Raw genomic sequence first — 20,711 nt, 5'->3', positions numbered from 1 at the left:
AATTTTGTGGAAAAAGGCGCGCGAAACGCGGAGTGGCGATCCCGGGAATTACCCCGCCGCCGCAAGCAGCGCGGCGTGCAGTCCCCGCACGTCGCGCCGCCCGTCATAGCGCTGGCCGTTGATGAACAAGGTCGGGGTGGCGTTCACGCCACTCTCGATGCCGCTTTGGAAATCGAGATCGATGCGTTCGGCGTAGCGCCCCGACAGAGCCGCTTCGATCGCTTCGGCGACCAGCCCGAGCCGGCGGCCGTAGTTGCGCAGCGAGCGGTCGTCGAGGGCATGCTGATTGTCATAGAGGATGCGATGAGCGTCCCAGAACTTGCCGGCGTCGCTCGCTGCCTCCGACAAGCCTGCGGCATGCAGCGCGTGGGGATGCGGCTCGATCAGGGGAAAGTGGCGGAAGACATAGCGAAGCCGCTCGCCCATCAGGAGCTGGACGCCATCGATGACGCCCACCGTCTCCCCGCAATAAGGGCATTCGAAATCGCCATATTCCACCAGGGTGACAGGAGCATCGTCGAGCCCCTTCACATGATCCTGCGGTTCGATATCACGTGTCAGTGCGGCCATTGGCGGCGGACTCCAGGCAAATTTGGAGGTAGGACGCTCCGCCCGCACCACCATGCAAAGCGCGGCGGCTCAAGCGCAGACGTCGCTGCCAGTATTACTGATTGAGATTCGGCACGAGATCAAAGATCTGATGCGGCATCAGATGCCTGGTCACGACCAGATAGACGATGGTGAACACGATGATGGCGATCACCGTGGTGATACCCGCCTTCTTCAGGAGCATCGGCTTTTGCGGCGCCGCCCCTTCGCTGCCCGGCACCACGTCGCCCGCCTCGAACTGGCTTTTCACGCCGAGCGGCAGCACGGCGAACAGGACCATCCACCAGATGACGAAAAAGAGCGCGATACAGAGCACAGGGGACATGGCGGCGTTTTCTTATGGTTGTTTCTTCGACCTTGCCTTCTTAGGCGCCGACTTGGGCGCCCGCAAGGAAGCGGCGATACCGAGCCGCGCCCATTTCAGCGCCTCGTCGGGATCGTCGAGCGCCGAGTCGGGCAGGCTCCAATAGGGCAGTTGCACCGTGCGATTGCGGCCCTGATAGGAGAAGCGCCGTGCTCCCGCCTGTTCGAACAGCGTGATAGTTTCCGCATCCGCCTTGATCCAGATCTCGTCGAAGGCGCCCAGCGCGAAGACGATCCCGTCCGAATAGAGACCCACACCGCCGAACAGGCGGCGGATCGAAAGCCGCGGCAGGCCAGCGAAAAGGTCGCGCAGATGCTCGTGATCCATCCGCGCCGGAACTCAGGCCGTCACGGCCAGCGACTCGCCCGAGGCAGGCGTGATCGCGACGGATTCGCCGCAGCCGCAGGCCGAGGTCTGATTGGGATTGTTGAAGACGAACTGGGCCGAGAGCTTGTCGGTCACATAATCCATCTGCGTGCCGAGCAGGAACAGCACCGCCTTGGGGTCGATCAGGACCTTGACGCCCTTGTCCTCGACCACCTCGTCGAGCGGATTGACGCTCTGGGCATATTCCATCGTGTAGGACATGCCGGCGCAGCCGCCATTCTTCACGCCAACCCGCACGCCCTCGAAGGGCCTGTCGGCATTGGCCATGATGGCCTTGATCTTCTCGGCAGCCGCATCGGTCAGCGACACAACCTTGAACTGGGGACGAATCTTGCTCACGGGACCACTCCAACAACGCCGGGTTCAAGGCCCGACGCTCGGACAACACAAGACGAATATAAGTGCGAATCCACACAAATGCGAGGGGATCGGGGGCGGGCCTTCAGACCCGCCTGCAAATATGACCCTCTGGGAGAAAAAGGCCGGGTCTGAAGACCCGCCCCCCATCATTCACCACATATCCAGCGCCACGCGTGCTTCGTCCGACATGCGGGACTGGTCCCACGGCGGATCGAAAACCATGTTGACCTGCACGTCCGACACACCCGGCACGGACGACACCGCATTTTCGACCCATCCCGGCATTTCGCCGGCGACCGGGCAGCCCGGCGCTGTCAGCGTCATGTCGATGATCACTTTGCGGTCGTCAGCGATCTCGACCCTGTAGATCAGGCCAAGTTCGTAGATATCGGCCGGAATCTCCGGATCGAACACGGTTTTCAGTGCCGCGACAATGCCATCGGTCAGCCGATCGATCTCTTCCGGCGGCAATGCACTCGCCTTGGCGACCGCCGGTTCATTGGGCCGCGCCTCGGCCAGATTTCCGTCGGCCATCAATGCCTCCGTCATGCAAAAAATGTCTGCGCCTTGACGAGCGCCTCTGCCAGCGCGTCCACCTCGTCGAGCGTATTGTAAAGCCCGAAGGAAGCGCGGCACGTCGATGTCACGCCATATCGCGCCAAAAGCGGCTGAGCGCAATGTGTACCTGCTCGCACTGCAATACCATAGCGGTCGAGCACTGTCGCGACATCATGCGCGTGGGCGTTCTTCAGCTCGAAGGACACGATGCCGCCCTTGCCCGGCGCCGTGCCGAAGATGCGGATCGAGTTGAGCCTGGAGAGGCGCTCCTGCGCATAATCCAGCAGCTTTTCCTCATGTGCGCGGATATTCTCGCGCCCCAGCGCCATCATATAGTCGAGCGCCGCGCCGAGCCCGATGGCCTGGACGATCGGCGGCGTGCCGGCTTCGAAGCGATGCGGCGGCGCGGCATAGGTGACGGTGTCTTCGGTGACCTCGCCGATCATCTCGCCGCCGCCGTTGAAGGGCGGCATCCGCTCCAGCCATTCCTTCTTGCCGTAGAGCACGCCGATTCCGGTCGGCCCATAGACCTTGTGGCCGGTGAAGGCGTAGAAATCGACGTCGAGATCCTGGACATCGACATCGAGATGCACGGCGCCCTGGCTGCCATCGGCGAGCACGGGAATGCCGCGGGCATGGGCGAGCGCCACGATCTCCTTGAGGGGCGTCACCGTGCCCAGCACATTGGACATATGGGTGATGGCGACGATCTTGGTCCGCGGTGTCAACAATTTCTCGAAGGCTTCGAGATCGAAGGAACCGTCATCGCGCACCGGCGCCCATTTCAGCGCGGCGCCCGAGCGCTCGCGATGGAAATGCCAGGGCACCACGTTGGAATGGTGCTCCATGATGGAGAGGATGATCTCGTCCCCCTCGCCGATCTCGAGCAGGCGGCCCATCGAGGCCGCCACCAGGTTGAGCGACTCGGTGGCCGAGCGCGAGAAGATGATCTGCTCGGTCGAGGGCGCATTGATGAATTTGCGCACGCTCTCGCGGCCGGCCTCATAGGCTTCGGTCGCCGCATTGGCAAGATAGTGCAAGCCCCTGTGAACATTGGCATATTCATGCGTATAGGCATGCATCATGCGGTCGAGCACCGCCTTCGGCTTCTGGGCCGAGGCGCCGTTGTCGAGATAGACGAGCGGCTTGCCATAGACCTGCAGGGCCAGCGCCGGGAAATCGGCCCGAACCTTCGCGAGATCATAGGGAATGGCGGCAACAGGCTTGTTCACAATTCAATTCCTTCCACGCGCACTGCCACCCGCTCCGAAGAGAGAGCGTCAGCGCATCAAACGCGCCGGCTGAGCCACGCCTCCGTAAGGGCGCTCAACTTCTCCCGCAGCGCTTCATCCTCGACCGTCTCGATCGCCTCGCCGACGAAAGCCTGCACCAGGATCGCCTCGGCCTCGGCCTGCGGGATGCCGCGGGCCTTGCAATAGAACAAGAGGTCCTCGTCAAGCGCGCCGCAGGTCGCGCCATGGGCGCACTGCACATCGTCGGCGAAGATCTCCAGCTCCGGCTTGGCGTTGGCCTCGGCCGTCTCGGAGAGCAGCAGCGAGCGGCTCATCATGCGCCCGTCCGTCTTCTGCGCGCCATGGCGAACCACGATCTTGCCCTGGAATACCGAACGCGCTTCGCCGTCGATCACGGCATTGAACAATTCGCGGCTCTCGCCCCCCAGCGCCAAATGGTCCACCACCAGCGTGGTATCGGCATGGCGGGTACCAGCGAGCAGGGTCGCTCCGCTAAGCAGGGCCTTGGCGTTGTCGCCCTTGTAGGTGAGGAAAAGCTGGTTGCGCGACACGGCCGCCCCGCTCTCCAGGGCAAAACTCTGAAGCCTGGCGTCCTTGCCGAGCGTGATGAGCAGCGAGGAAAGATGTTGTGCCTCAAGGCCTTGCGCCTGGAAGCTGAGACGGTGTAGCTCAGCGCCATCACCGACCTTCACGGCCAGTGCGGCATTGGTCTGATGCGCCACGCCTTCCGGCCCCTCATAGCTGTCGATCAGCGTCAGGCTGGCGCCGGAGCCAAGCACGACCAGCGAGCGGGTGAACGTCGCCTGCGCCGTGGCGGCGCTGTGACGCGTCTCGATCGCCACCGGCTTTGCGATCGCCACGCCTGGATCGACGGTGACGACCACGCCATCACTCATGAAGGCGGTGTTGAGATCGAGCACGGCATTGTCGGGCGCGCCGGCGCCAAGCTCGGCAATCAAGGTCGCATCGGCGGACGCCAGGGTCTCGGCCAGGGAGGCAACACGCAGGCCGGCCGGCAGTTCCGCAACATTCGACAGCGAAGGCGAATAGGCGCCGTCGACGATGACGAGGCGAACATGGTCGATGCCGGCGAGGAAATCCTCCGCCTTCCCGTCGGCCGAGGGCGAGCCCTTGGGGCCGGTGGAAACGGGATTGGCGTCGCGCATCAGAGCGCGCAGATCCGTATATTTGAAGTCCTCGACGCGGCGATGCGGCAGGCCGCTCGCGCGGAACTTCGCAATGGCATCCTCGCGCAAGCTGCGCACGCCGGCTTCGCCTGGCAGCACCTGTCGCAGGCCGCCATAGGCTTCGTCCAGCGCCGTTTCCGCCGGGGTCTTGACTGGGATGACGTTGGCCATGGTTACGCCGCTTCCTCGTAATCGCGATAACCATTGGCTTCGAGTTCGAGCGCCAGCTCCTTGCCGCCGGACTTCACGATGCGGCCCTTGGAGAGCACATGCACGCTGTCGGGCACGATATGCTCGAGCAGGCGCTGGTAATGGGTAATGACGATGAAGGAGCGCTGGGGCGAGCGCAGGGCGTTCACGCCCTCGGCAACAATGCGCAGCGCGTCGATGTCGAGGCCGGAATCGGTCTCGTCGAGCACGGCCAGGCTCGGCTGCAGCAGGGACATCTGCAGGATTTCCATGCGCTTCTTCTCACCGCCCGAGAAGCCGACATTGAAGGCGCGCCGCAGCATTTCCCTTGGAATCTTAAGATCATCGGCCGCCTTGTTCACGCGCTTGATGAAATCCGGCGTCGACAATTCGCCCTCGCCGCGCGCCTTGCGCTGGGCATTGAGCGCGGCCTTGAGGAAGGTCATGGTGGCAACGCCCGGGATCTCCAGCGGGTATTGGAAGGCCAGGAACACGCCGCGGGCAGCGCGCTCTTCCACCGGCACGTCCAGGATGTTCTCGCCGTCGAGCAGGATCTCTCCCCCGGTAACCTCGTAATCGTCCTTGCCGGCGAGGATATAGGAGAGGGTCGACTTGCCGGAGCCGTTCGGGCCCATGATGGCCGCGACCTCGCCGTCGGCCACCTTGAGGCTCAGCCCCTGGAGGATCGGCTTGCCGTCGATCTCGGCGTGGAGGTTCTTGATTTCGAGCATTTCTATCGGTCCTGAATTTGGTGTCGCGGGAATCGCGGAGATTCCGGCGCGAAATTTCTTGGAGGGCGCCGGATCAGCCGACGCTGCCCTCCAGGCTGATGGAGATGAGTTTCTGCGCCTCGACCGCGAACTCCATCGGCAAATGCTGCAGCACGTCCTTGACGAAGCCGTTGACGATCAGGGCCGTCGCCTCCTCGGCCGAAAGGCCACGCTGGAGGCAGTAGAACAGCTGGTCGTCCGAGATCTTCGAGGTGGTCGCCTCATGCTCGAACACGGCCGATGAATTCTTCGACTCGATATAGGGCACGGTGTGCGCGCCGCAGTGCTCGCCGATCAGCAGCGAGTCGCAATTGGTGAAATTTCGCGCATTGCTGGCCTTGCGATGGGCCGAGACCAGGCCGCGATAGGTGTTGTTCGAGTGTCCGGCCGAGATGCCCTTAGAGATGATGCGGCTCTTGGTGTTCTTGCCGAGATGGATCATCTTGGTGCCGCTGTCGACCTGCTGGCGCCCATTCGACACCGCGATCGAATAGAACTCGCCCTGCGAGCCCTCGCCGCGCAGGATGCAGGATGGGTACTTCCAGGTGATGGCCGAACCGGTTTCCACCTGTGTCCAGGAGATCTTCGAGCGCGCGCCGCGGCAATCGCCACGCTTGGTGACGAAGTTGTAGATGCCGCCCTTGCCTTGCGAGTCGCCCGGATACCAATTCTGCACCGTCGAATATTTGATCTCGGCATCATCGAGCGCGACCAACTCGACCACGGCGGCATGAAGCTGGTTCTCGTCGCGACGCGGCGCCGTGCAGCCTTCGAGATAGGACACATAGGCGCCCTTGTCCGCGATGATCAGCGTGCGCTCGAACTGGCCGGTCTTCTCCTCGTTGATGCGGAAATAGGTCGACAGTTCCATCGGGCAGCGCACGCCCGGCGGTATATAAACGAAGGAGCCGTCCGAGAACACGGCTGAATTCAGCGTGGCGAAGAAGTTGTCGGTGGAAGGCACCACAGTGCCGAGATATTTCCTCACAAGATCCGGATGCTCGCGCAGTGCTTCCGAAATCGAGCAGAAGATCACGCCAGCCTTGGCTAATTCCGCCTTGAAGGTGGTGACCACGGAGACGGAATCGAACACGGCATCGACGGCGATGCGGTTGGCCGGGGCGATGCCCTCCAGCGCTTCCACCTCGCGCAGGGGGATGCCGAGCTTCTCATAGGTCTTGAGGATCTCGGGATCGATCTCGTCGAGCGACTTCGGCGCCCCGTTCTTCTTCGGCGCGGCGTAGTAATAGAGGTCCTGGTAATCGATCTTCGGATATTCGACGCGCGCCCAGGTCGGTTCCTGCATGGTCTTCCAGCGGCGATAGGCATCGAGCCGCCATTCCGTCATCCAGACAGGCTCGCCCTTCTTGGCCGAGATGTAGCGCACGATATCCTCGGACAAGCCTTTGGGCGCAAGCTCCATCTCGACATCCGTGACGAAGCCGTACTTGTACTGATCGACGTCGATCGCCCGGACCTGTTCGACGGTTTCCTGAACTGCAGGCATACTAGATTCCAAGAGCAAAACGCGTTTCGACGAAAACCGGTCTTGCTCTAGCCTCCTGTTTTGACGCGTTTGCGATTCTTGCCGTTTCCGTCAAATCGCAAAACGCCTTGGCACCACCCGAAAGCGGCAAATTGTACAGCCCAGACAAGCGTTTAAGCCGCCCGATGCTGCTTTCTCTCATGTATGTTCTTTCGCAGCCTTGTCCAGACTGCGATGAAAAACTCAATGTCCTGGACTGTGTTTTCGCGCCCCAGCGACACCCGCAACGCGCAGTTCGCAAGTTCCGGGGCCACACCCATGGCCGTCAGCACATGGCTGACCTTGACCTTGCCCGACGAACAGGCTGATCCTGACGACACGGAAATACCCTCAAGATCGAGCGCAATCAATGCCATTTCGGCCGGCATCCCCGGCTCGGCGAAGTTGAGCGTGTTCGGCAGGCGCTTTCCGCCCACGCCGAAAACCACCAGGTCCGGCGAATTCGCGCGCAGGCGCTGCTCCAACTCGTCCCGCAGAGCCTGCACATGGCCGCCGAAAACGCCAAAGCCATGCTGCGCAGCCTCGGCCGCAGCACCGAAACCGGCTATGGCAGGCACATTCTCGGTCCCGGCCCGCATGCCCTTCTCCTGTCCACCGCCGCGGATCAGCGGATGAGGCTGGTGCAGGCTGTCGCTGGCCAACACGAGCGCACCGGCGCCGAGCGGGCCGCCCAGCTTGTGGCTCGAAAGCGTGAGAAGATCGGCACCGATCTCACTGATCGAGAAAGAGATCTTCCCTGCCGCCTGTGCTGCGTCACAATGCAGGAGGCCGCCGGCCTCATGCACCAGCGCGGCGATCTCGCCCACCGACTGGATCACGCCCGTCTCATTGTTGGCGAGCATCACCGAGACAAGGCCGCTGACGCCTTCGGCCTGCCAGCGGGCCAGCAATGTCCTGACCGCTTCGAGATCGACAATGCCATCAGCGCCCACCCGCAGAAGCGCAGGCGCTTCGCTGGCATGAACGCCGTTCAGAACGCTGGCATGCTCGATGCTGGACACGGCTATGCGTTGTACAACCGGCCTTCCGGCCCGCTGCCAGTCGAGACTGAGCGCCATGTTGTTGGCTTCGGTGGCCGAGGCGCAGAACACGACATTCTTCGCCTGCGCGCCGACAAGGGCGGCAATCTGCTGTCGCGCAGCCTCGACGCGCTTGCGCGCGGCGCGTCCGTCCCCATGTATGGAAGACGCCGCGCCGCACTGATCCAGGGCTACGACCATCGCGTCACGGGCTTCAGCCCGCAGCGGTGTCGTCGCGTTATGGTCCAGATAGAGGCGCGATCTCGTCAAACGTCAAATATCCGTCGTTTAAGCAGTCCATCGATACGGAAAAGCTTGCAAAACGCCCTGCTCTTCGTGCTAAGAAGCGCTACCCGAACGCGGGCTGGGTGTAATGCGTCCTTATCGGCGCAGGGACCGGAGCGCGTCGCACAGGCGACAGTCTCTTTAGAATTATTCTAAAGAACTACTCCTTCTCGCCCCGGCCGTCAAGGCCAGTCGTTGGAGCCGGAGCGCGGGTTCAAGGCACACAAAGAGGCACTTCAATCTATGCCCGAAGTTACGTTCACCGGCCCTGCAGGCCGCATCGAGGGCCGCTTCCAGCCTTCCAAGCAGCGCGGAGCCCCCATCGCCATCGTCCTGCATCCCCATCCCCAGTTCGGCGGGACGATGAACAACAAGATCGTCTACGATCTGTTCTATGCCTTCGTGCAGCGCGGCTTTTCGGCCCTGCGCTTCAATTTCCGCGGCGTCGGCCGCAGCCAGGGCTCGTTCGACCATGGCGCGGGTGAATTGTCGGATGCCGCCTCGGCGCTCGACTGGGTGCAGGCGGTGACGCCGGAAGCCAAGTCCTGCTGGATTGCGGGCGTCTCCTTCGGCGCCTGGATCGGCATGCAGCTCCTGATGCGCCGCCCGGAGATCGAGGGCTTCATCTCGGTCGCGCCCCCAGCCAACCGCTTCGACTTCTCCTTCCTCGCCCCCTGCCCCTCCTCGGGCCTGATCGTGCATGGCGACGCCGACCGCGTGGCCCCGCTCAAGGATGTCGAGACCCTCGTCTCCAAGCTGAAGACGCAGAAGGGCATCATCATCGAACAGTCGGTGATTTCGGGCGCCAATCACTTCTTCGACAACAAGACGGATGAGCTGATCGCGTCTTGCTCCTCCTATCTCGACAGGCGCCTCGGCCTCAACGAGATCGACGCCGCCTGAGCTTCATCAACAAGCTTCGTTTCAAGCCCGCCCTCCCCGGCGGGCTTTTTGCTGGAAGGGCCCCATGTCCTCGACCATCCGCTCGCTGACCATTCGCCGCGCCGAACCGAAGGATGCCGCCGCCATCCTCGGCCTCATCCGTCAGCTCGCCGTCTATGAGAAGCTGCTGCACGAGGTCACGGCCAGCGATGCAGACATCACGGCAACCCTGTTCGGCGATCTGCCTCGCGTGTTCTGCGACATCGCCGAATGGAACGGCGAGACCGCGGGTTTCGCCCTGTGGTTCTACAACTACTCGACCTTTCTCGGCCGCCACGGCCTCTTTCTGGAAGATCTCTTCGTCCGCGAGGAATTCCGCGAGCACGGCATTGGCAAGGCGCTGCTGCGCCACCTTGCCCAACGCTGTCTCACCGAGAAGCTCGGTCGCTTCGAATGGTCGGTGCTCGACTGGAACGAGCCCGCCATCGGCTTCTACGAAAAGCACGGCGCCATCCTGCGCAAGGAATGGATCGGCTGCCGGTTGACCGGCGAGCCGCTGGAGGCGCTGGCGAGGGGTGATTGAGGCTTAGGGCCGATCGGAAAGGTCGAGCCCAGCCGCGACGATCCTATCGAGCAGCTCGCGCTTGCGACCCTCGGCCGTATCCGCCGGCACCACCAAGCAAATGGTAGCGACGGCGACACCACGCCGGTCGCGGATAGGCGCGGCGAGACAAGAGGTGAAGCGATCGGAAAGGCTCGTCGTCATGCAGCGCCCGTCGATCCGGGCCTGCGCCACGCCAACGACGAACTCCTCCGGATCCACCACCCGCCCATCAGGAAGCCTGTAGTCTTCGGGCGGCACGAAGGCGCGAACCTCCTCGGCCGTCATGTGGTCGAGCAGGAGCCGGCCTGACGCCGTCCAGGGCAGCGGCACCTCCACGCCGATATCGGTGGTGATGCGGAAGAGGCCGGAGCCATCGCTCGAGTCCACCACGACATATTTGTGGCCGCGAAGGGCGCAGAGCTGCGCTGTCGCACTCGTCTCCGCCGCCAGCCTGTCCAGCACGGCACGGCAGCGGCGATGCAGCGGATTGGCCTCGGTATAGGCGCGGCCAAACAGATGCATGGCCTTGCCGAAATAGATGTAGCCGTCCTCGCCCACCGGCTCGAGCATCTCCGCCTCGACCAGTCGGTTGACGATGGCATAGAGCGTCGAGCGTGGCGCCCCGATCTTGCGGGCGAGATCGCCGACCTTGGTCGGCTGGCGCAGGCGCAGCAAGGCTTCCAGGACATCGATGACGCGATCGATACCCCGCTGACGCTCCGTCAGCGAGGCTGGAGATGGCTTCGACTGACCGACCCGCTCATCCATTCGGCTTCTTCCAATTCGCAACAGCCCCTCTTGACACAAAAACACCTGCCCGTATAGCGTCACGCTGTCCTGCATAAAAGACGACTGTCCAAAATACAAGACAACCGCACAAGCAGGCCTATAGAGGGAAAACAGATGAACCGCTTCATGAAAGTGCTCGTCGCCGGCCTGGGCGCGGCGACGCTCTGCCTGTCCGCCATCAGCGGGGCGCAGGCCGACGGCAAACTCCAGGAGGTACTGGCGCGCGGCAAGCTCATCGTCGGCACCGGCAGCACCAACCCACCCTGGCACTTCCAGGACGACAAGGGCGAGCTTGTCGGCTTCGACATCGACATCGCCCATATCCTGGCCAAGGGCCTGTTCAACGATCCGAGCAAGGTGGAGTTCGTCACCCAGTCCTCGGACGCCCGTATTCCCAACATCACCACCGGCCAGGTCGACATAACCTGCCAGGCAATGACCGTGACGGCGCCGCGTGCCCAGCAGGTGGCCTTCACCATCCCCTATTATCGCGAAGGCGTCGGCCTGCTGCTGCCCAAGGGCGGCAAATATGCTGACTACAATGCGCTGAAGTCGGCTGGTTCCAGTGTCACTGTCGCGGTGCTGCAGAACGTCTATGCCGAGGACATGGTCCATCAGGCTCTACCGGACGCCAAGGTCGATCAGTATGACAGCTTCGACCTGATGTATCAGGCGCTCAACTCCGGCCGCTCCGACGCCGCTGCGACCGATCTGTCCTCCCTGCGCTGGTTCATGAAGAAGAACCCCGACAAATATGTCGACGCCGGCTATGCCTGGAACCCGCAGACCTATTCCTGTGCGGTGAAGCTGGGCGATGCGGATTGGCTGAACTTCGTCAATACGGCTCTGCGCGAGGCCATGACGGGCGTCGACTTCCCCGACTACAAGAAGTCCTTCGAAACCTGGTTCGGCGTCACCCCGCCTGCTCCGACCCCGGGCTTTCCCACCGAGATGCGCTGATTGCACAGGCAGCGGAGCGCATTCGGGCGCTTCGCTGCCGGCCCATCACGCTTCGGCGTGACGGCTGGAAAGGCTGCGGGAGCGGGCCATGGGTTACACGCTGAACTTCTCGGTCGTCTGGGCAAGCTTCGACAAGCTGCTCTGGGGCCTTGCCCTCGGCATCGGCCTCGCCATCGCCTCGGTGGCACTGGGTGCGGTCATCGGCCTTGTCTGCGGCTTTGCCAGCGTCGGGCCTTCGCCATGGGCGCGCCGGCTGGTGGCCGGCTATGTCGCGATCATCCGCAATACGCCGATCCTGGTGATCGTGCTCATCATCTATTTCGCCCTGCCGCAAGTCGGCATCCGGCTCGACAAGATCCCGAGCTTCATCGCCGCGCTCACGGTCTACTCAGGTGCCTATCTCGCGGAAGTCTTTCGCGCCGGGCTGATCTCGGTACCCAAGGGTGTGGTTGAGGCGGCCCGTGCCATTGGCCTCACCCGCCTGCAGTCCAACGCCTATGTCGTGGCGCCGATCATGATCCGAAATGCCCTGCCCGCCCTTGGCAGCACCTTCATATCCCTGTTCAAGGATACCTCGATCGCCGCGGCCATTTCCCTGCCGGAGCTCACCTATCAGGCCCGCAAGATCAATGTGGAGAGCTTCCGCATCGTCGAGACCTGGACGGTGGCGAGCGCCCTCTACATCGCGACCTGCCTGCTCATGGCCGCCGCTTTGCGCGGCCTCGAGCGCCGCTTCCCTAAATTCTGAGCGCGAGGGCCGCCCATGTCGTCCATTCTCAACGAAATTTGGATCGCCCGCTTTCCCCTGCTACAGGGCGTGGTGAACACGATCGAGATCTCGGTGCTGGCCATCATCCTCGGCACGCTGCTCGGCACCATCGTCGGCCTGGCGCTCGTCTATGGCCCGCTGTTCGTCCGTTATCTCTGCCGCATCTATATCGACATCATGCGCGGCACGCCGGTGCTGGTGCTCGTGCTGGCGACCTTCTACATGCCGGCGGTGTTCGGCCTGAAGACCGGCTCCTTCATCGCCGGCATCATCGCCCTCACCCTCTTCTGCGGCTCGCATGTGGCGGAAATCCTGCGCGGCGCCCTTCAGGCCATTCCGCGCGGGCAGACCGAGGCAGGCCGTTCCATCGGCCTCACCTTCCCGCAGACCCTTCTCTATGTGCTGCTGCCCCAGGCGATGCGCTCGATGCTGCCGACGTGGATCAACACGAGCGTCGAACTGGTCAAGGCCTCGACGCTGCTGTCGGTGATCGGCGTCGGCGAGCTCCTGCTCAAGACGCAGGAGATCATCGCCCGCAACTCCATGACCATGGAATTCTACCTGCTGGCGGGCGGCATCTATCTCATCCTCAACTTCGCCATCGAGCGTCTCGGCAAGGCCGTCGAGCGCCACGTCGCATTCCGCTGAAGGAAACCGAACATGCAACCGCTCTTGCAGATCAAGGCGCTTCACAAGCATTTCGGCAAGGTCGAGGTTCTCAAGGGCGTCGATCTCGAGGTGCATGAGAAGGAAGTGGTTTCCATCATCGGATCGAGCGGCTCGGGCAAGACCACGCTGCTGCGCTGTGTCAACCTGATGGAGGAATTCGATGGCGGGGAGGTGCTGCTCGACGGCGAGTCGATCGGCTATCGCCTGCAGGGCGGCAGGCGCCATCGCCTCGGCGACCGCGAGCTCTCGCGCCAGCGCTCGATGACCGGCATGGTCTTCCAGAATTTCAACCTGTTCCCGCATCTGAGCGCCGCCGGCAATGTCATGCTCGGCCTGCGCAAGGTGAAGGGCCTCGCCAAGGACGAGGCTCGCTCGATCGCCGAAACCTGGCTCAAGCGGGTCGGCCTCGGCGAGCGCATGGACAATTATCCGAGCCAGCTCTCGGGCGGCCAGCAGCAGCGCGTCGCCATCGCCCGCGCCCTGGCGATGAACCCGAAGCTCGTGCTGCTCGACGAAATCACTTCGGCACTCGATCCCGAACTGGTGCAGGAAGTGCTGAATACCGTGAAGGCCCTGGCGGCGGAGGGCGCGACGCTGCTGCTAGTCACCCATGAGATGCGCTTTGCCCGCGACGTGTCCCACCGTGTCGTCTTCATGGAGAAGGGACTGATTGCCGAGCAGGGCCCGCCTTCCGAGATTTTCGGCAACCCCAAGAGCAAGCGCCTGGCCGAATTCCTCGGCAGTGCCCGCCACTGACCCTCTTTTATGCAGCAAGTGAGAATTTGACATGAGCATCGAACGCTTCGGATCGGCCGGCAGCGGCGCGGGCGGCAAGGCCCTGCCCTTCGTCAAGGCCGTGCGCGCCGGCGACTTCGTCTTCATATCCGGCCAGGTGCCGATGGGTGCGGACGGCGAGATCGTCGAGGGCGGCATCGTCGAGCAGACCCGACTGACCATCGAGAACGTCAAGGCGGCCCTGGCCACCGCCGGCCTCGATCTCAGCCATGTCGTGAAGGTCACGGCCTGGCTCGCCGACACGCGTGACTTCTGGAGCTTCAACCGAGTCTACACCGAGTATTTCGGAGCCGCGCTGCCCGCCCGCTCCTGCGTAAGAGCCGATATGATGGTCGACTGCAAGGTGGAGATCGAGGCGATCGCCTACGCACCGGCCGCTTGAGGCCGGCCTGTAATGTCAATGCTCGTTCGCCGCGAGCACCGCCTCCACTCGGATCTCCTCGGTCAGCCGGCGCTTCAGCTCGGAAAATTCCGGCGCCGTCTTCAGCGTGTAGTGCCGCGGATGCGGCAGGTCGACGGGCAGGATCGTCTTGATGCGGCCGGGGCGCGCCGACATCACCACCACGCGAGAGCCGAGGAAGATGGCTTCCTCGATGTCATGCGTCACGAACAGGATGGTCTTGGCCTCGCGCTCCCAGATGCCGAGCAGCAATTCCTGCATCAGGCTGCGCGTCTGGTTGTCGAGGGCACCGAAAGGTTCGTCCAGTAGCAACATGTCGGGATTGTTGGCGAGCGCGCGGGCGATCGCCGTGCGCTGCTGCATACCGCCGGAGAGCTGCTTGGGGTAGTGCTGGGCGAAGCCCTGCAAGCCGATGCGCTCCAGCCACTGCGCCACAACCGCGCTACGCTCTGTCTCCGGCAGGCCGCTCTCGCGCAAACCGAAGGCGACGTTTTCGGCCACCGTCAGCCAGGGGAACAGGGTGTAGGACTGGAACACCATGCCGCGGTCCCGGCCCGGGCCGGTCACCGGGCGGCTGTTGACGGTGACCTCCCCGATGGTCGGCTTGTCGAGGCCGGCCAGGATGCGCAGCAAGGTGGACTTGCCGCAGCCTGAGGGGCCGAGGATGGTGATGAAATCATTGCGCTCGACGGCCAGGTTGATCGGTTCCAGCGCCTTGACCGGCGCGCCGCCATTGCGGCCCGCGAAACTGCGCGAGACGCCCTTGATGGCAACCATGCTCATGCCAGCCTCCAAGCGAAAAGCCGGCGGTTGAGCAGCTTGAACAAGGTGTCGGAGACGAGGCCGATCAGGCCGATGACGATGATGCCGAAGATGATCCGGCCGGTGGCGAGCTTGGACTGGCTGAAGATGATCATGTTGCCGATGCCGGACGAGGCCCCGATCAATTCGGCGACGATGACATAGGTCCAGGCCCAGCCGAGCACCAGCCGCAGCGTCTCGGCGATATCGGGCGCATTGGCCGGAATGATCACCCGCTTGACGATGCTGGTGTTGCCGGCGCCCAGCGTATAGGCGGCTTCGACCAGGTCCCGCCGTGTATTGCCGACGAACACGGCCACCATCAGGATGATCTGGAACACCGAGCCGAGAAAGATGACCAGCAGCTTTTCGAGTTCGCCCGTGCCAGCCCAAAGGATCAGCAGCGGCAGGAAGGCGGAGGCCGGCAGGTAACGCGCGAAGGAGACGAAGGGCTCCAGGAGCGCCTCCACCGGCTTCCAGGCGCCCATCAGGATGCCAAGCGGCACAGCCACTACGGCCGCGAGCAGAAAACCGCCCACCACGCGCCAGACGGTGATGAGGATATCGAGGAGAAAATTCTCGCGCGCCAGCAGTTCCCAGCCGTCGGCAAGCATCTTGAGGGGATTGGCGAGGAAGAGCGGCGCGACATGGCCGCTGAAGGTGAGCCATGCCCAGAACGCCACGAAAAGAACGAAGAAGGAGATCCCCAGGACGATCCGGAGCAGTGTGCCTATGGGTTCGAGTGGGCGCAAGATCGGGATCCTGTGGTGGGTGGAGGAGTATAAGAGCCCTCGCCCGGGCTGCTATCGAGTTCAGGCAGACCACGCTGGCAGGAAAGGCGCTGGCATCCTTCCCCGACTGCGGGGAAGGTGGACCGGCGAAGCCGGGCCGGAAGGGGGAGAGTGGCGCGACATCCCCAGTTTCGGATAGGCAGGCGCCACGCTACCCCTTCCGTCATTTCTCCGAAATGCCACCTTCCCCGAAACCGGGGAAGGATGACCCGCGCCTTTTTGGTGAACGCTAGCCCGGTAGGCGCGTGAGCGCATAACTGCTCAGTTCACGAAGCGCGGATCGGCGAGAGTCGAGACATCGGGCGCCGAGCTGATCAGGCCCATCTTGATCAACAGGTCGGCCGCCGTCTTGGAGAAGCTTGGGAATTCATCGTTGAAGAACTTCTTGTTGTCGGCCCGGTCGGCCCAGCGCAGATATTTGGCCGAATCCGCGAATTCCGCCGCAGACTGCTTCACATCGGCGCCCATGATCTCATTCGACTTGTCGGGGCTGGCCTTGATCATGTCGAGCGCCTCGAAATAGCTGTCCGCGAGTGCCTTGGCGGCGTCGGGGTGCGCGTCGAGGAAGGCGGGCGTGCAGCCGAGCGTATCCATCACCATGGGATAGTCGAGCGTCGTCGCCAGGATGTGGCCCTGGTCAGGCTTGTCGCGCACGGCGGAGAGAAAGGGCTCGTAGCTCACCGCCGCATCGTTCTGGCCGGCCAGGAAAGCCTGAGCAGCCGCATCCGGCTCGAGATTGACCACCGTGACGTCCTTGGTGCTCATGCCGTTCTTGTTGAGCACCCAGGCGAGTAGGAAATAGGGCGAGGTGCCCGGGGCGGAACTCGCCACCTGCTTGCCCTTGAGGTCGGCCACCGTCTTGATGGCGCCCCGCGCCACGATACCATCGGCGCCATAGGATTCGTCGAGCTGGAAGATCTGCTTGGTGGTGACGCCGCTGGCATTCCAGACGATCCAGGTCTCTACCGTGGTGGCAGCGCATTGCAGGTCACCCGAGGCGATCGCCAGCGGGCGGGAGGCCTGCGGTATTTTCTTGATGGTGACGTCGAGCCCGTGCTTCTCGAAGATGCCGGCGACCTTGGCGAGGGTCAGCGGGGCAAAGCCGGTCCAGCCGCTGATGCCGATGGCGACCGAAGTCGCCGCCATGGCGGGCGCCGCCAAGCCGAGGGAAAGGGCCAGGGACAAGCCGAACAGGGTCTTCTTCACGGGAATGCGCTCCTATGCGAGGCGATGAAATACGGGAAAATGAAAGCGATGCGGCCGGAAAACATTACCGGCAGTTCATGTTTCTCGCATGCTTTCAAAAGCGCTGTCAAAGGCACTGGGAGCGCGGACATCCTGTCCGCTCTTGGAAACGGTGCGTACGAAAGAAAAGGCGCAAACCTCACGGTCGCGCCCTTTTTTATAACGTCTGTGGTTCAAGAGCGGACGAGGACGTCCGCGCTCCCAGCCTATTCCGGCACTTGCCGCACGGCGCCCCTGGCAGCGCTGGTTGCCATCAAGGCATAGGCGCGCAGGGCCGCCGTGACCTTGCGCTTGCGCGGCGCTGCCGGACGCCAGGGGCCATTACCCTTGGCCTGGCGACGGCGGGCGATCTCTTCCTCCGGCACCGCCAGCACGATCGTGCGGTTGGGGATGTCGATCTCGATGATATCGCCAGGCTCGACCAGGCCGATGGTGCCGCCTTCTTCCGCTTCCGGAGAGACATGGCCGATGGAAAGGCCGGAGGTGCCACCGGAAAAGCGACCGTCGGTGATCAGCGCGCAGGCCTTGCCCAGGCCCTTCGACTTCAGATAGCTGGTCGGATACAGCATTTCCTGCATGCCCGGCCCGCCACGCGGTCCCTCATAGCGAATGACGACGACGTCGCCCGCCTTCACCTTGTTGTTGAGGATGCCGTCGACAGCCGCGTCCTGGCTCTCGAACACCACGGCGGGGCCGGAGAACTTCAGAATCGACTCATCCACGCCCGCCGTCTTCACGATGCAGCCGTCCAGAGCCAGATTGCCCTTCAGCACGGCAAGGCCGCCATCCTTCGAGTAGGCATGCTCTGCCGAACGGATGACGCCCTTCTCGCGGTCGAGATCGACATCGTCCCAGCGGCGGTCCTGGCTGAAGGCGGTCTGCGTCGGCACGCCGCCCGGCGCCGCCATGAAGAAGTGGCGCACGCTCTCGCTCTTGGTGCGGACGATGTCCCAGCGCTCCAGCGCGTCGGCCATGCTCGATGAGTGTACGGTCGGCAGGTCGCGGTTGATCAGGCCGGCACGATCGAGCTCGCCCAGGATGCCCATGATGCCGCCGGCGCGATGCACGTCTTCCATGTGAACATGGGAAACGGCAGGCGCGACCTTGCAGAGCACGGGCACGCGGCGCGACAGGCGGTCGATGTCGTCCATGGTGAAGTCGATCTCGCCCTCATGGGCCGCCGCTAGGATGTGCAGCACCGTGTTGGTGGAGCCGCCCATGGCGATGTCGAGCGTCATGGCGTTCTCGAAGGCACCGAAACTGGCAACCTTGCGCGGCAGCACGCTCTCGTCCTCCTGCTCGTAATAGCGGCGGGCGAGATCGACGATGAGATGGCCGGCCTCGACGAACAGGCGCTTGCGGTCGGCATGGGTGGCCAGCGTCGAGCCATTGCCGGGCAGCGACAGGCCGAGCGCCTCGGTGAGGCAGTTCATCGAATTGGCGGTGAACATGCCCGAGCACGAGCCGCAGGTCGGGCAGGCCGAGCGCTCGATTACCTTCACATCCTCGTCCGAGACCTTGTCGTCGGCGGCGGCCACCATGGCATCGACGAGATCGAGCGCCTTCTGCTTGCCACCCAGGATGACCTTGCCGGCCTCCATCGGGCCGCCCGAGACGAACACCGTGGGGATGTTGAGCCGCAGCGAGGCCATCAGCATGCCGGGGGTGATCTTGTCGCAATTGGAGATGCACACCATCGCGTCGGCACAATGGGCGTTGACCATGTATTCGACGCTATCGGCGATGAGCTCGCGCGAGGGCAGCGAATAGAGCATGCCGTCATGGCCCATGGCGATGCCGTCATCGACCGCGATGGTGTTGAATTCCTTGGCGACGCCGCCCGCCTTCTCGATCTCGCGCGCCACGAGCTGACCGAGATCCTTGAGGTGGACGTGCCCGGGCACGAATTGCGTGAAGGAGTTTACGACCGCGATAATCGGCTTGCCGAAGTCCCCGTCCTTCATACCAGTCGCGCGCCAGAGGCCGCGAGCACCGGCCATGTTACGGCCGTGGGTGGTTGTGCGGGAACGATAGGCAGGCATGGGTCTTCTCTATGGCTTTTTTCGAAAAAGGTTGAGCAAGGGACCGTATATGGGCCCGTGATGGGCGGAAGGCAAGTAAATCCTGGGAGCGCGGACGTCCCTACGACACTCAGGAGAGTGTCGTAGGGACGTCCGCGCTCCCAGTCACTCCGCTCCGAAGTCGTAGCTCACGAAGCCCTCGGCGTTGCGGGGCTTGCGGAAGATCTCCGGATGGTCGAGCGAATGCCGGGCGTCTCGATAGCCGGCCGCCCAGTGTTCCTCCATCATCAGCCGCGAGAATTCGTAGTCCTTGCTCGCTCCCTCGTATTTCTGGGCGCGGTAGATCAACTGCACGACATTGCAGGTCTTGCGGTTGAGAGCGCGGTTCAGGAGATCGATATCCTCCTCCTGGCCGAAATCCTCCGGAAGCCTCGACAGGATGCGCTTGAGGGCGCCGCGCAGGCGCTGGTAGTCGCGGGCGCGGTCGGTGGCGGCGCGGGTGCGGCTGGAATACTGGATCTCCTTCTGGCGCACCTCGACCTCGGCGAGATCCTTGGGGATATCGCCGCGAGCGTTCCACAGGTCGATCTGGAAGGCGAGCGTATCGAGATCCTTGTCATGCAGGATCCATTCGAGCGGCGTGTTCGAGACGAGGCCGCCATCCCAATAGAACTGGCCGTCGATTTCGATGGGCGGGAAGCCGGGCGGCAGCGCTCCGCTCGCCATGATGTGTTCGGGCGTGATGCGCGGCGTTCCCTGCCCATTGTCGAAATAGGCAAAATTGCCGGTGGCGATGTTGACGGCACCGACGGCGAACCGCGTCTCGCCGCTGTTCAGCCGGTCGAAATCGACGAGTTCCAGCAGGGTATGCTTCAGGGGCGCGGTGTCGTAGAAGCTGGTGGCCCCGAGCACCCCCGGCGGCATGAGATAGGGCGGCGGGAAGCGCGGTTCGAAGAATTGCGGAGCGCCCTTCAGCAGCACCTGCCCGGCCTGAAGCTGGTTGACGAACCTGTGCTGCCGATCGCCTTCACGCGCGAAGAGCCTGACCCATTGAAGCGCCGGTTCGAAAGGCGGATCGGTGATCATCTCCCAGAAACGGCGCAGCTTTGGCACGCGCTCGCCCGGCGCGTTGCCGGCGATGATGGACGCATTGATGGCGCCGATCGAGATGCCGGCGATCCAGTTCGGCTGGATGCCGTTTTCCTCCAGCGCCTGATAGGCGCCGGCCTGATAGGCGCCAAGCGCGCCACCGCCCTGGAGGAGGAGCGCGACACGCTCGAAATCGGCATGCTTGTCGTGAAGTTCCGGTATTTCGGGCTTCGTGGCAACACTGGTTTGAGAGGCGGCAGCTCGCGCGGTCTTCACAGGCAAGGTTCACCCTTTCGGTCGGTTCATGCGCCCCAGGACAGCGGCATTACCAAACGACCAAGACAGGCAGATGGCATATCGAGTGTGGCC

23 protein-coding genes are annotated in these 20,711 nt (G+C 63.3%); 7 read left to right on the top strand and 16 right to left on the bottom strand.

The window, feature by feature from the left end:
- Nucleotides 1–48: 48 nt before the first annotated feature.
- The 10 genes from QQL24_RS09380 to QQL24_RS09335 all read right to left on the bottom strand — a co-directional run bounded on the left by QQL24_RS09380 (nt 49) and on the right by QQL24_RS09335 (nt 8,512).
- Complete coding sequence (locus tag QQL24_RS09380; RefSeq protein WP_284311713.1) at nt 49–570, bottom strand: DsbA family protein; 522 nt, start codon at nt 568–570, stop codon at nt 49–51.
- 94 nt (nt 571–664) lie between these two features.
- A complete protein-coding gene (locus QQL24_RS09375; protein WP_284311712.1) occupies nt 665–934 on the bottom strand; it encodes a DUF1467 family protein in 270 nt (89 codons plus the stop codon).
- 12 nt (nt 935–946) lie between these two features.
- Nucleotides 947–1,300 (bottom strand): TfoX/Sxy family protein, encoded by a 354-nt coding sequence (locus QQL24_RS09370; protein ID WP_284311711.1) that lies wholly within the window; start codon nt 1,298–1,300, stop codon nt 947–949.
- 12 nt (nt 1,301–1,312) lie between these two features.
- A complete protein-coding gene (locus tag QQL24_RS09365) occupies nt 1,313–1,690 on the bottom strand; it encodes a HesB/IscA family protein (RefSeq protein ID WP_284311887.1) in 378 nt (125 codons plus the stop codon).
- A 180-nt stretch (nt 1,691–1,870) separates the two neighbouring features.
- On the bottom strand, nt 1,871–2,254 hold the full coding sequence (locus tag QQL24_RS09360) for an SUF system Fe-S cluster assembly protein (protein ID WP_284311710.1): 384 nt from the start codon (nt 2,252–2,254) through the stop codon (nt 1,871–1,873).
- Nucleotides 2,255–2,265: 11 nt separating this feature from the next.
- Entirely contained in the window at nt 2,266–3,510 is a 1,245-nt protein-coding gene (locus QQL24_RS09355) for a cysteine desulfurase (RefSeq protein WP_284311709.1), read from the bottom strand.
- A 56-nt stretch (nt 3,511–3,566) separates the two neighbouring features.
- Nucleotides 3,567–4,889, bottom strand: a complete 1,323-nt coding sequence (gene sufD, locus QQL24_RS09350) for a Fe-S cluster assembly protein SufD (protein WP_284311708.1) — start codon at nt 4,887–4,889, stop codon at nt 3,567–3,569.
- A 2-nt stretch (nt 4,890–4,891) separates the two neighbouring features.
- Complete coding sequence (sufC, locus tag QQL24_RS09345; RefSeq protein WP_284311707.1) at nt 4,892–5,638, bottom strand: Fe-S cluster assembly ATPase SufC; 747 nt, start codon at nt 5,636–5,638, stop codon at nt 4,892–4,894.
- A gap of 73 nt (nt 5,639–5,711) precedes the next feature.
- The gene (gene sufB / locus QQL24_RS09340; protein WP_284311706.1) at nt 5,712–7,184 is read right to left on the bottom strand and encodes a Fe-S cluster assembly protein SufB; all 1,473 of its coding nucleotides are present in this window, start codon (nt 7,182–7,184) and stop codon (nt 5,712–5,714) included.
- Nucleotides 7,185–7,336: 152 nt separating this feature from the next.
- Nucleotides 7,337–8,512, bottom strand: coding sequence for a cysteine desulfurase family protein (locus QQL24_RS09335; protein ID WP_284311705.1), 1,176 nt, complete (start codon nt 8,510–8,512; stop codon nt 7,337–7,339).
- Between the two features lie 258 nt (nt 8,513–8,770).
- On the opposite strand from QQL24_RS09335, the gene QQL24_RS09330 reads away from it, so the two are divergent.
- Nucleotides 8,771–9,430, top strand: coding sequence for an alpha/beta hydrolase (locus QQL24_RS09330; RefSeq protein WP_284311704.1), 660 nt, complete (start codon nt 8,771–8,773; stop codon nt 9,428–9,430).
- Between the two features lie 64 nt (nt 9,431–9,494).
- Complete coding sequence (locus tag QQL24_RS09325) at nt 9,495–9,992, top strand: GNAT family N-acetyltransferase (protein ID WP_284311703.1); 498 nt, start codon at nt 9,495–9,497, stop codon at nt 9,990–9,992.
- A 3-nt stretch (nt 9,993–9,995) separates the two neighbouring features.
- Here the strand turns inward: QQL24_RS09325 and QQL24_RS09320 are convergent, their stop codons facing one another.
- Entirely contained in the window at nt 9,996–10,781 is a 786-nt protein-coding gene (locus QQL24_RS09320) for an IclR family transcriptional regulator (RefSeq protein WP_284311702.1), read from the bottom strand.
- 147 nt (nt 10,782–10,928) lie between these two features.
- Here QQL24_RS09320 and QQL24_RS09315 point away from each other — a divergent pair, with 147 nt between their 5' ends.
- The 5 genes from QQL24_RS09315 (at nt 10,929) to QQL24_RS09295 (ending at nt 14,377) form a co-directional block, all read left to right on the top strand.
- On the top strand, nt 10,929–11,762 hold the full coding sequence (locus tag QQL24_RS09315; protein ID WP_284311701.1) for a transporter substrate-binding protein: 834 nt from the start codon (nt 10,929–10,931) through the stop codon (nt 11,760–11,762).
- Between the two features lie 88 nt (nt 11,763–11,850).
- Entirely contained in the window at nt 11,851–12,510 is a 660-nt protein-coding gene (locus tag QQL24_RS09310) for an amino acid ABC transporter permease (protein ID WP_284311700.1), read from the top strand.
- 15 nt (nt 12,511–12,525) lie between these two features.
- A complete protein-coding gene (locus QQL24_RS09305) occupies nt 12,526–13,179 on the top strand; it encodes an amino acid ABC transporter permease (protein ID WP_284311699.1) in 654 nt (217 codons plus the stop codon).
- Between the two features lie 12 nt (nt 13,180–13,191).
- Nucleotides 13,192–13,956, top strand: a complete 765-nt coding sequence (locus QQL24_RS09300; protein ID WP_284311698.1) for an amino acid ABC transporter ATP-binding protein — start codon at nt 13,192–13,194, stop codon at nt 13,954–13,956.
- Nucleotides 13,957–13,987: 31 nt separating this feature from the next.
- Nucleotides 13,988–14,377 (top strand): RidA family protein, encoded by a 390-nt coding sequence (locus tag QQL24_RS09295; RefSeq protein ID WP_284311697.1) that lies wholly within the window; start codon nt 13,988–13,990, stop codon nt 14,375–14,377.
- Nucleotides 14,378–14,392: 15 nt separating this feature from the next.
- Here the strand turns inward: QQL24_RS09295 and QQL24_RS09290 are convergent, their stop codons facing one another.
- The 5 genes from QQL24_RS09290 to QQL24_RS09270 all read right to left on the bottom strand — a co-directional run bounded on the left by QQL24_RS09290 (nt 14,393) and on the right by QQL24_RS09270 (nt 20,618).
- On the bottom strand, nt 14,393–15,178 hold the full coding sequence (locus QQL24_RS09290; RefSeq protein WP_284311696.1) for an ABC transporter ATP-binding protein: 786 nt from the start codon (nt 15,176–15,178) through the stop codon (nt 14,393–14,395).
- On the bottom strand, nt 15,175–15,948 hold the full coding sequence (locus tag QQL24_RS09285; RefSeq protein WP_284311695.1) for an ABC transporter permease: 774 nt from the start codon (nt 15,946–15,948) through the stop codon (nt 15,175–15,177). The genes QQL24_RS09290 and QQL24_RS09285 overlap by 4 nt, the downstream gene beginning before the upstream one ends.
- A gap of 300 nt (nt 15,949–16,248) precedes the next feature.
- On the bottom strand, nt 16,249–17,193 hold the full coding sequence (locus QQL24_RS09280) for an ABC transporter substrate-binding protein (RefSeq protein ID WP_284311694.1): 945 nt from the start codon (nt 17,191–17,193) through the stop codon (nt 16,249–16,251).
- A gap of 245 nt (nt 17,194–17,438) precedes the next feature.
- Entirely contained in the window at nt 17,439–19,274 is a 1,836-nt protein-coding gene (gene ilvD, locus QQL24_RS09275; RefSeq protein WP_284311693.1) for a dihydroxy-acid dehydratase, read from the bottom strand.
- 144 nt (nt 19,275–19,418) lie between these two features.
- Entirely contained in the window at nt 19,419–20,618 is a 1,200-nt protein-coding gene (locus QQL24_RS09270; RefSeq protein ID WP_348536441.1) for a patatin-like phospholipase family protein, read from the bottom strand.
- Between the last annotated feature and the right edge of the window lie 93 nt (nt 20,619–20,711).

The sequence above is a fragment of the Labrys miyagiensis genome (assembly GCF_030160835.1).
Classification (GTDB): Bacteria; Pseudomonadota; Alphaproteobacteria; order Rhizobiales; family Labraceae; genus Labrys; species Labrys miyagiensis.
Note: the sequence above shows the minus strand (reverse complement) of the source record. Positions and strands in the feature narration are given on the sequence as shown.

Excerpts from the sequence above, each read along its gene's own strand:
- QQL24_RS09380 (WP_284311713.1), bottom strand. The coding sequence starts at position 570 with ATGGCCGCACTGACACGTGATATCGAACCGCAGGATCATGTGAAGGGG.
- QQL24_RS09375 (WP_284311712.1), bottom strand. The coding sequence starts at position 934 with ATGTCCCCTGTGCTCTGTATCGCGCTCTTTTTCGTCATCTGGTGGATG.
- QQL24_RS09370 (WP_284311711.1), bottom strand. The coding sequence starts at position 1,300 with ATGGATCACGAGCATCTGCGCGACCTTTTCGCTGGCCTGCCGCGGCTT.
- QQL24_RS09360 (WP_284311710.1), bottom strand. The coding sequence starts at position 2,254 with ATGGCCGACGGAAATCTGGCCGAGGCGCGGCCCAATGAACCGGCGGTC.
- sufD (WP_284311708.1), bottom strand. The coding sequence starts at position 4,889 with ATGGCCAACGTCATCCCAGTCAAGACCCCGGCGGAAACGGCGCTGGAC.
- sufC (WP_284311707.1), bottom strand. The coding sequence starts at position 5,638 with ATGCTCGAAATCAAGAACCTCCACGCCGAGATCGACGGCAAGCCGATC.
- sufB (WP_284311706.1), bottom strand. The coding sequence starts at position 7,184 with ATGCCTGCAGTTCAGGAAACCGTCGAACAGGTCCGGGCGATCGACGTC.
- QQL24_RS09330 (WP_284311704.1), top strand. The coding sequence starts at position 8,771 with ATGCCCGAAGTTACGTTCACCGGCCCTGCAGGCCGCATCGAGGGCCGC.
- QQL24_RS09325 (WP_284311703.1), top strand. The coding sequence starts at position 9,495 with ATGTCCTCGACCATCCGCTCGCTGACCATTCGCCGCGCCGAACCGAAG.
- QQL24_RS09320 (WP_284311702.1), bottom strand. The coding sequence starts at position 10,781 with ATGGATGAGCGGGTCGGTCAGTCGAAGCCATCTCCAGCCTCGCTGACG.
- QQL24_RS09315 (WP_284311701.1), top strand. The coding sequence starts at position 10,929 with ATGAAAGTGCTCGTCGCCGGCCTGGGCGCGGCGACGCTCTGCCTGTCC.
- QQL24_RS09310 (WP_284311700.1), top strand. The coding sequence starts at position 11,851 with ATGGGTTACACGCTGAACTTCTCGGTCGTCTGGGCAAGCTTCGACAAG.
- QQL24_RS09305 (WP_284311699.1), top strand. The coding sequence starts at position 12,526 with ATGTCGTCCATTCTCAACGAAATTTGGATCGCCCGCTTTCCCCTGCTA.
- QQL24_RS09300 (WP_284311698.1), top strand. The coding sequence starts at position 13,192 with ATGCAACCGCTCTTGCAGATCAAGGCGCTTCACAAGCATTTCGGCAAG.
- QQL24_RS09295 (WP_284311697.1), top strand. The coding sequence starts at position 13,988 with ATGAGCATCGAACGCTTCGGATCGGCCGGCAGCGGCGCGGGCGGCAAG.
- QQL24_RS09290 (WP_284311696.1), bottom strand. The coding sequence starts at position 15,178 with ATGAGCATGGTTGCCATCAAGGGCGTCTCGCGCAGTTTCGCGGGCCGC.
- ilvD (WP_284311693.1), bottom strand. The coding sequence starts at position 19,274 with ATGCCTGCCTATCGTTCCCGCACAACCACCCACGGCCGTAACATGGCC.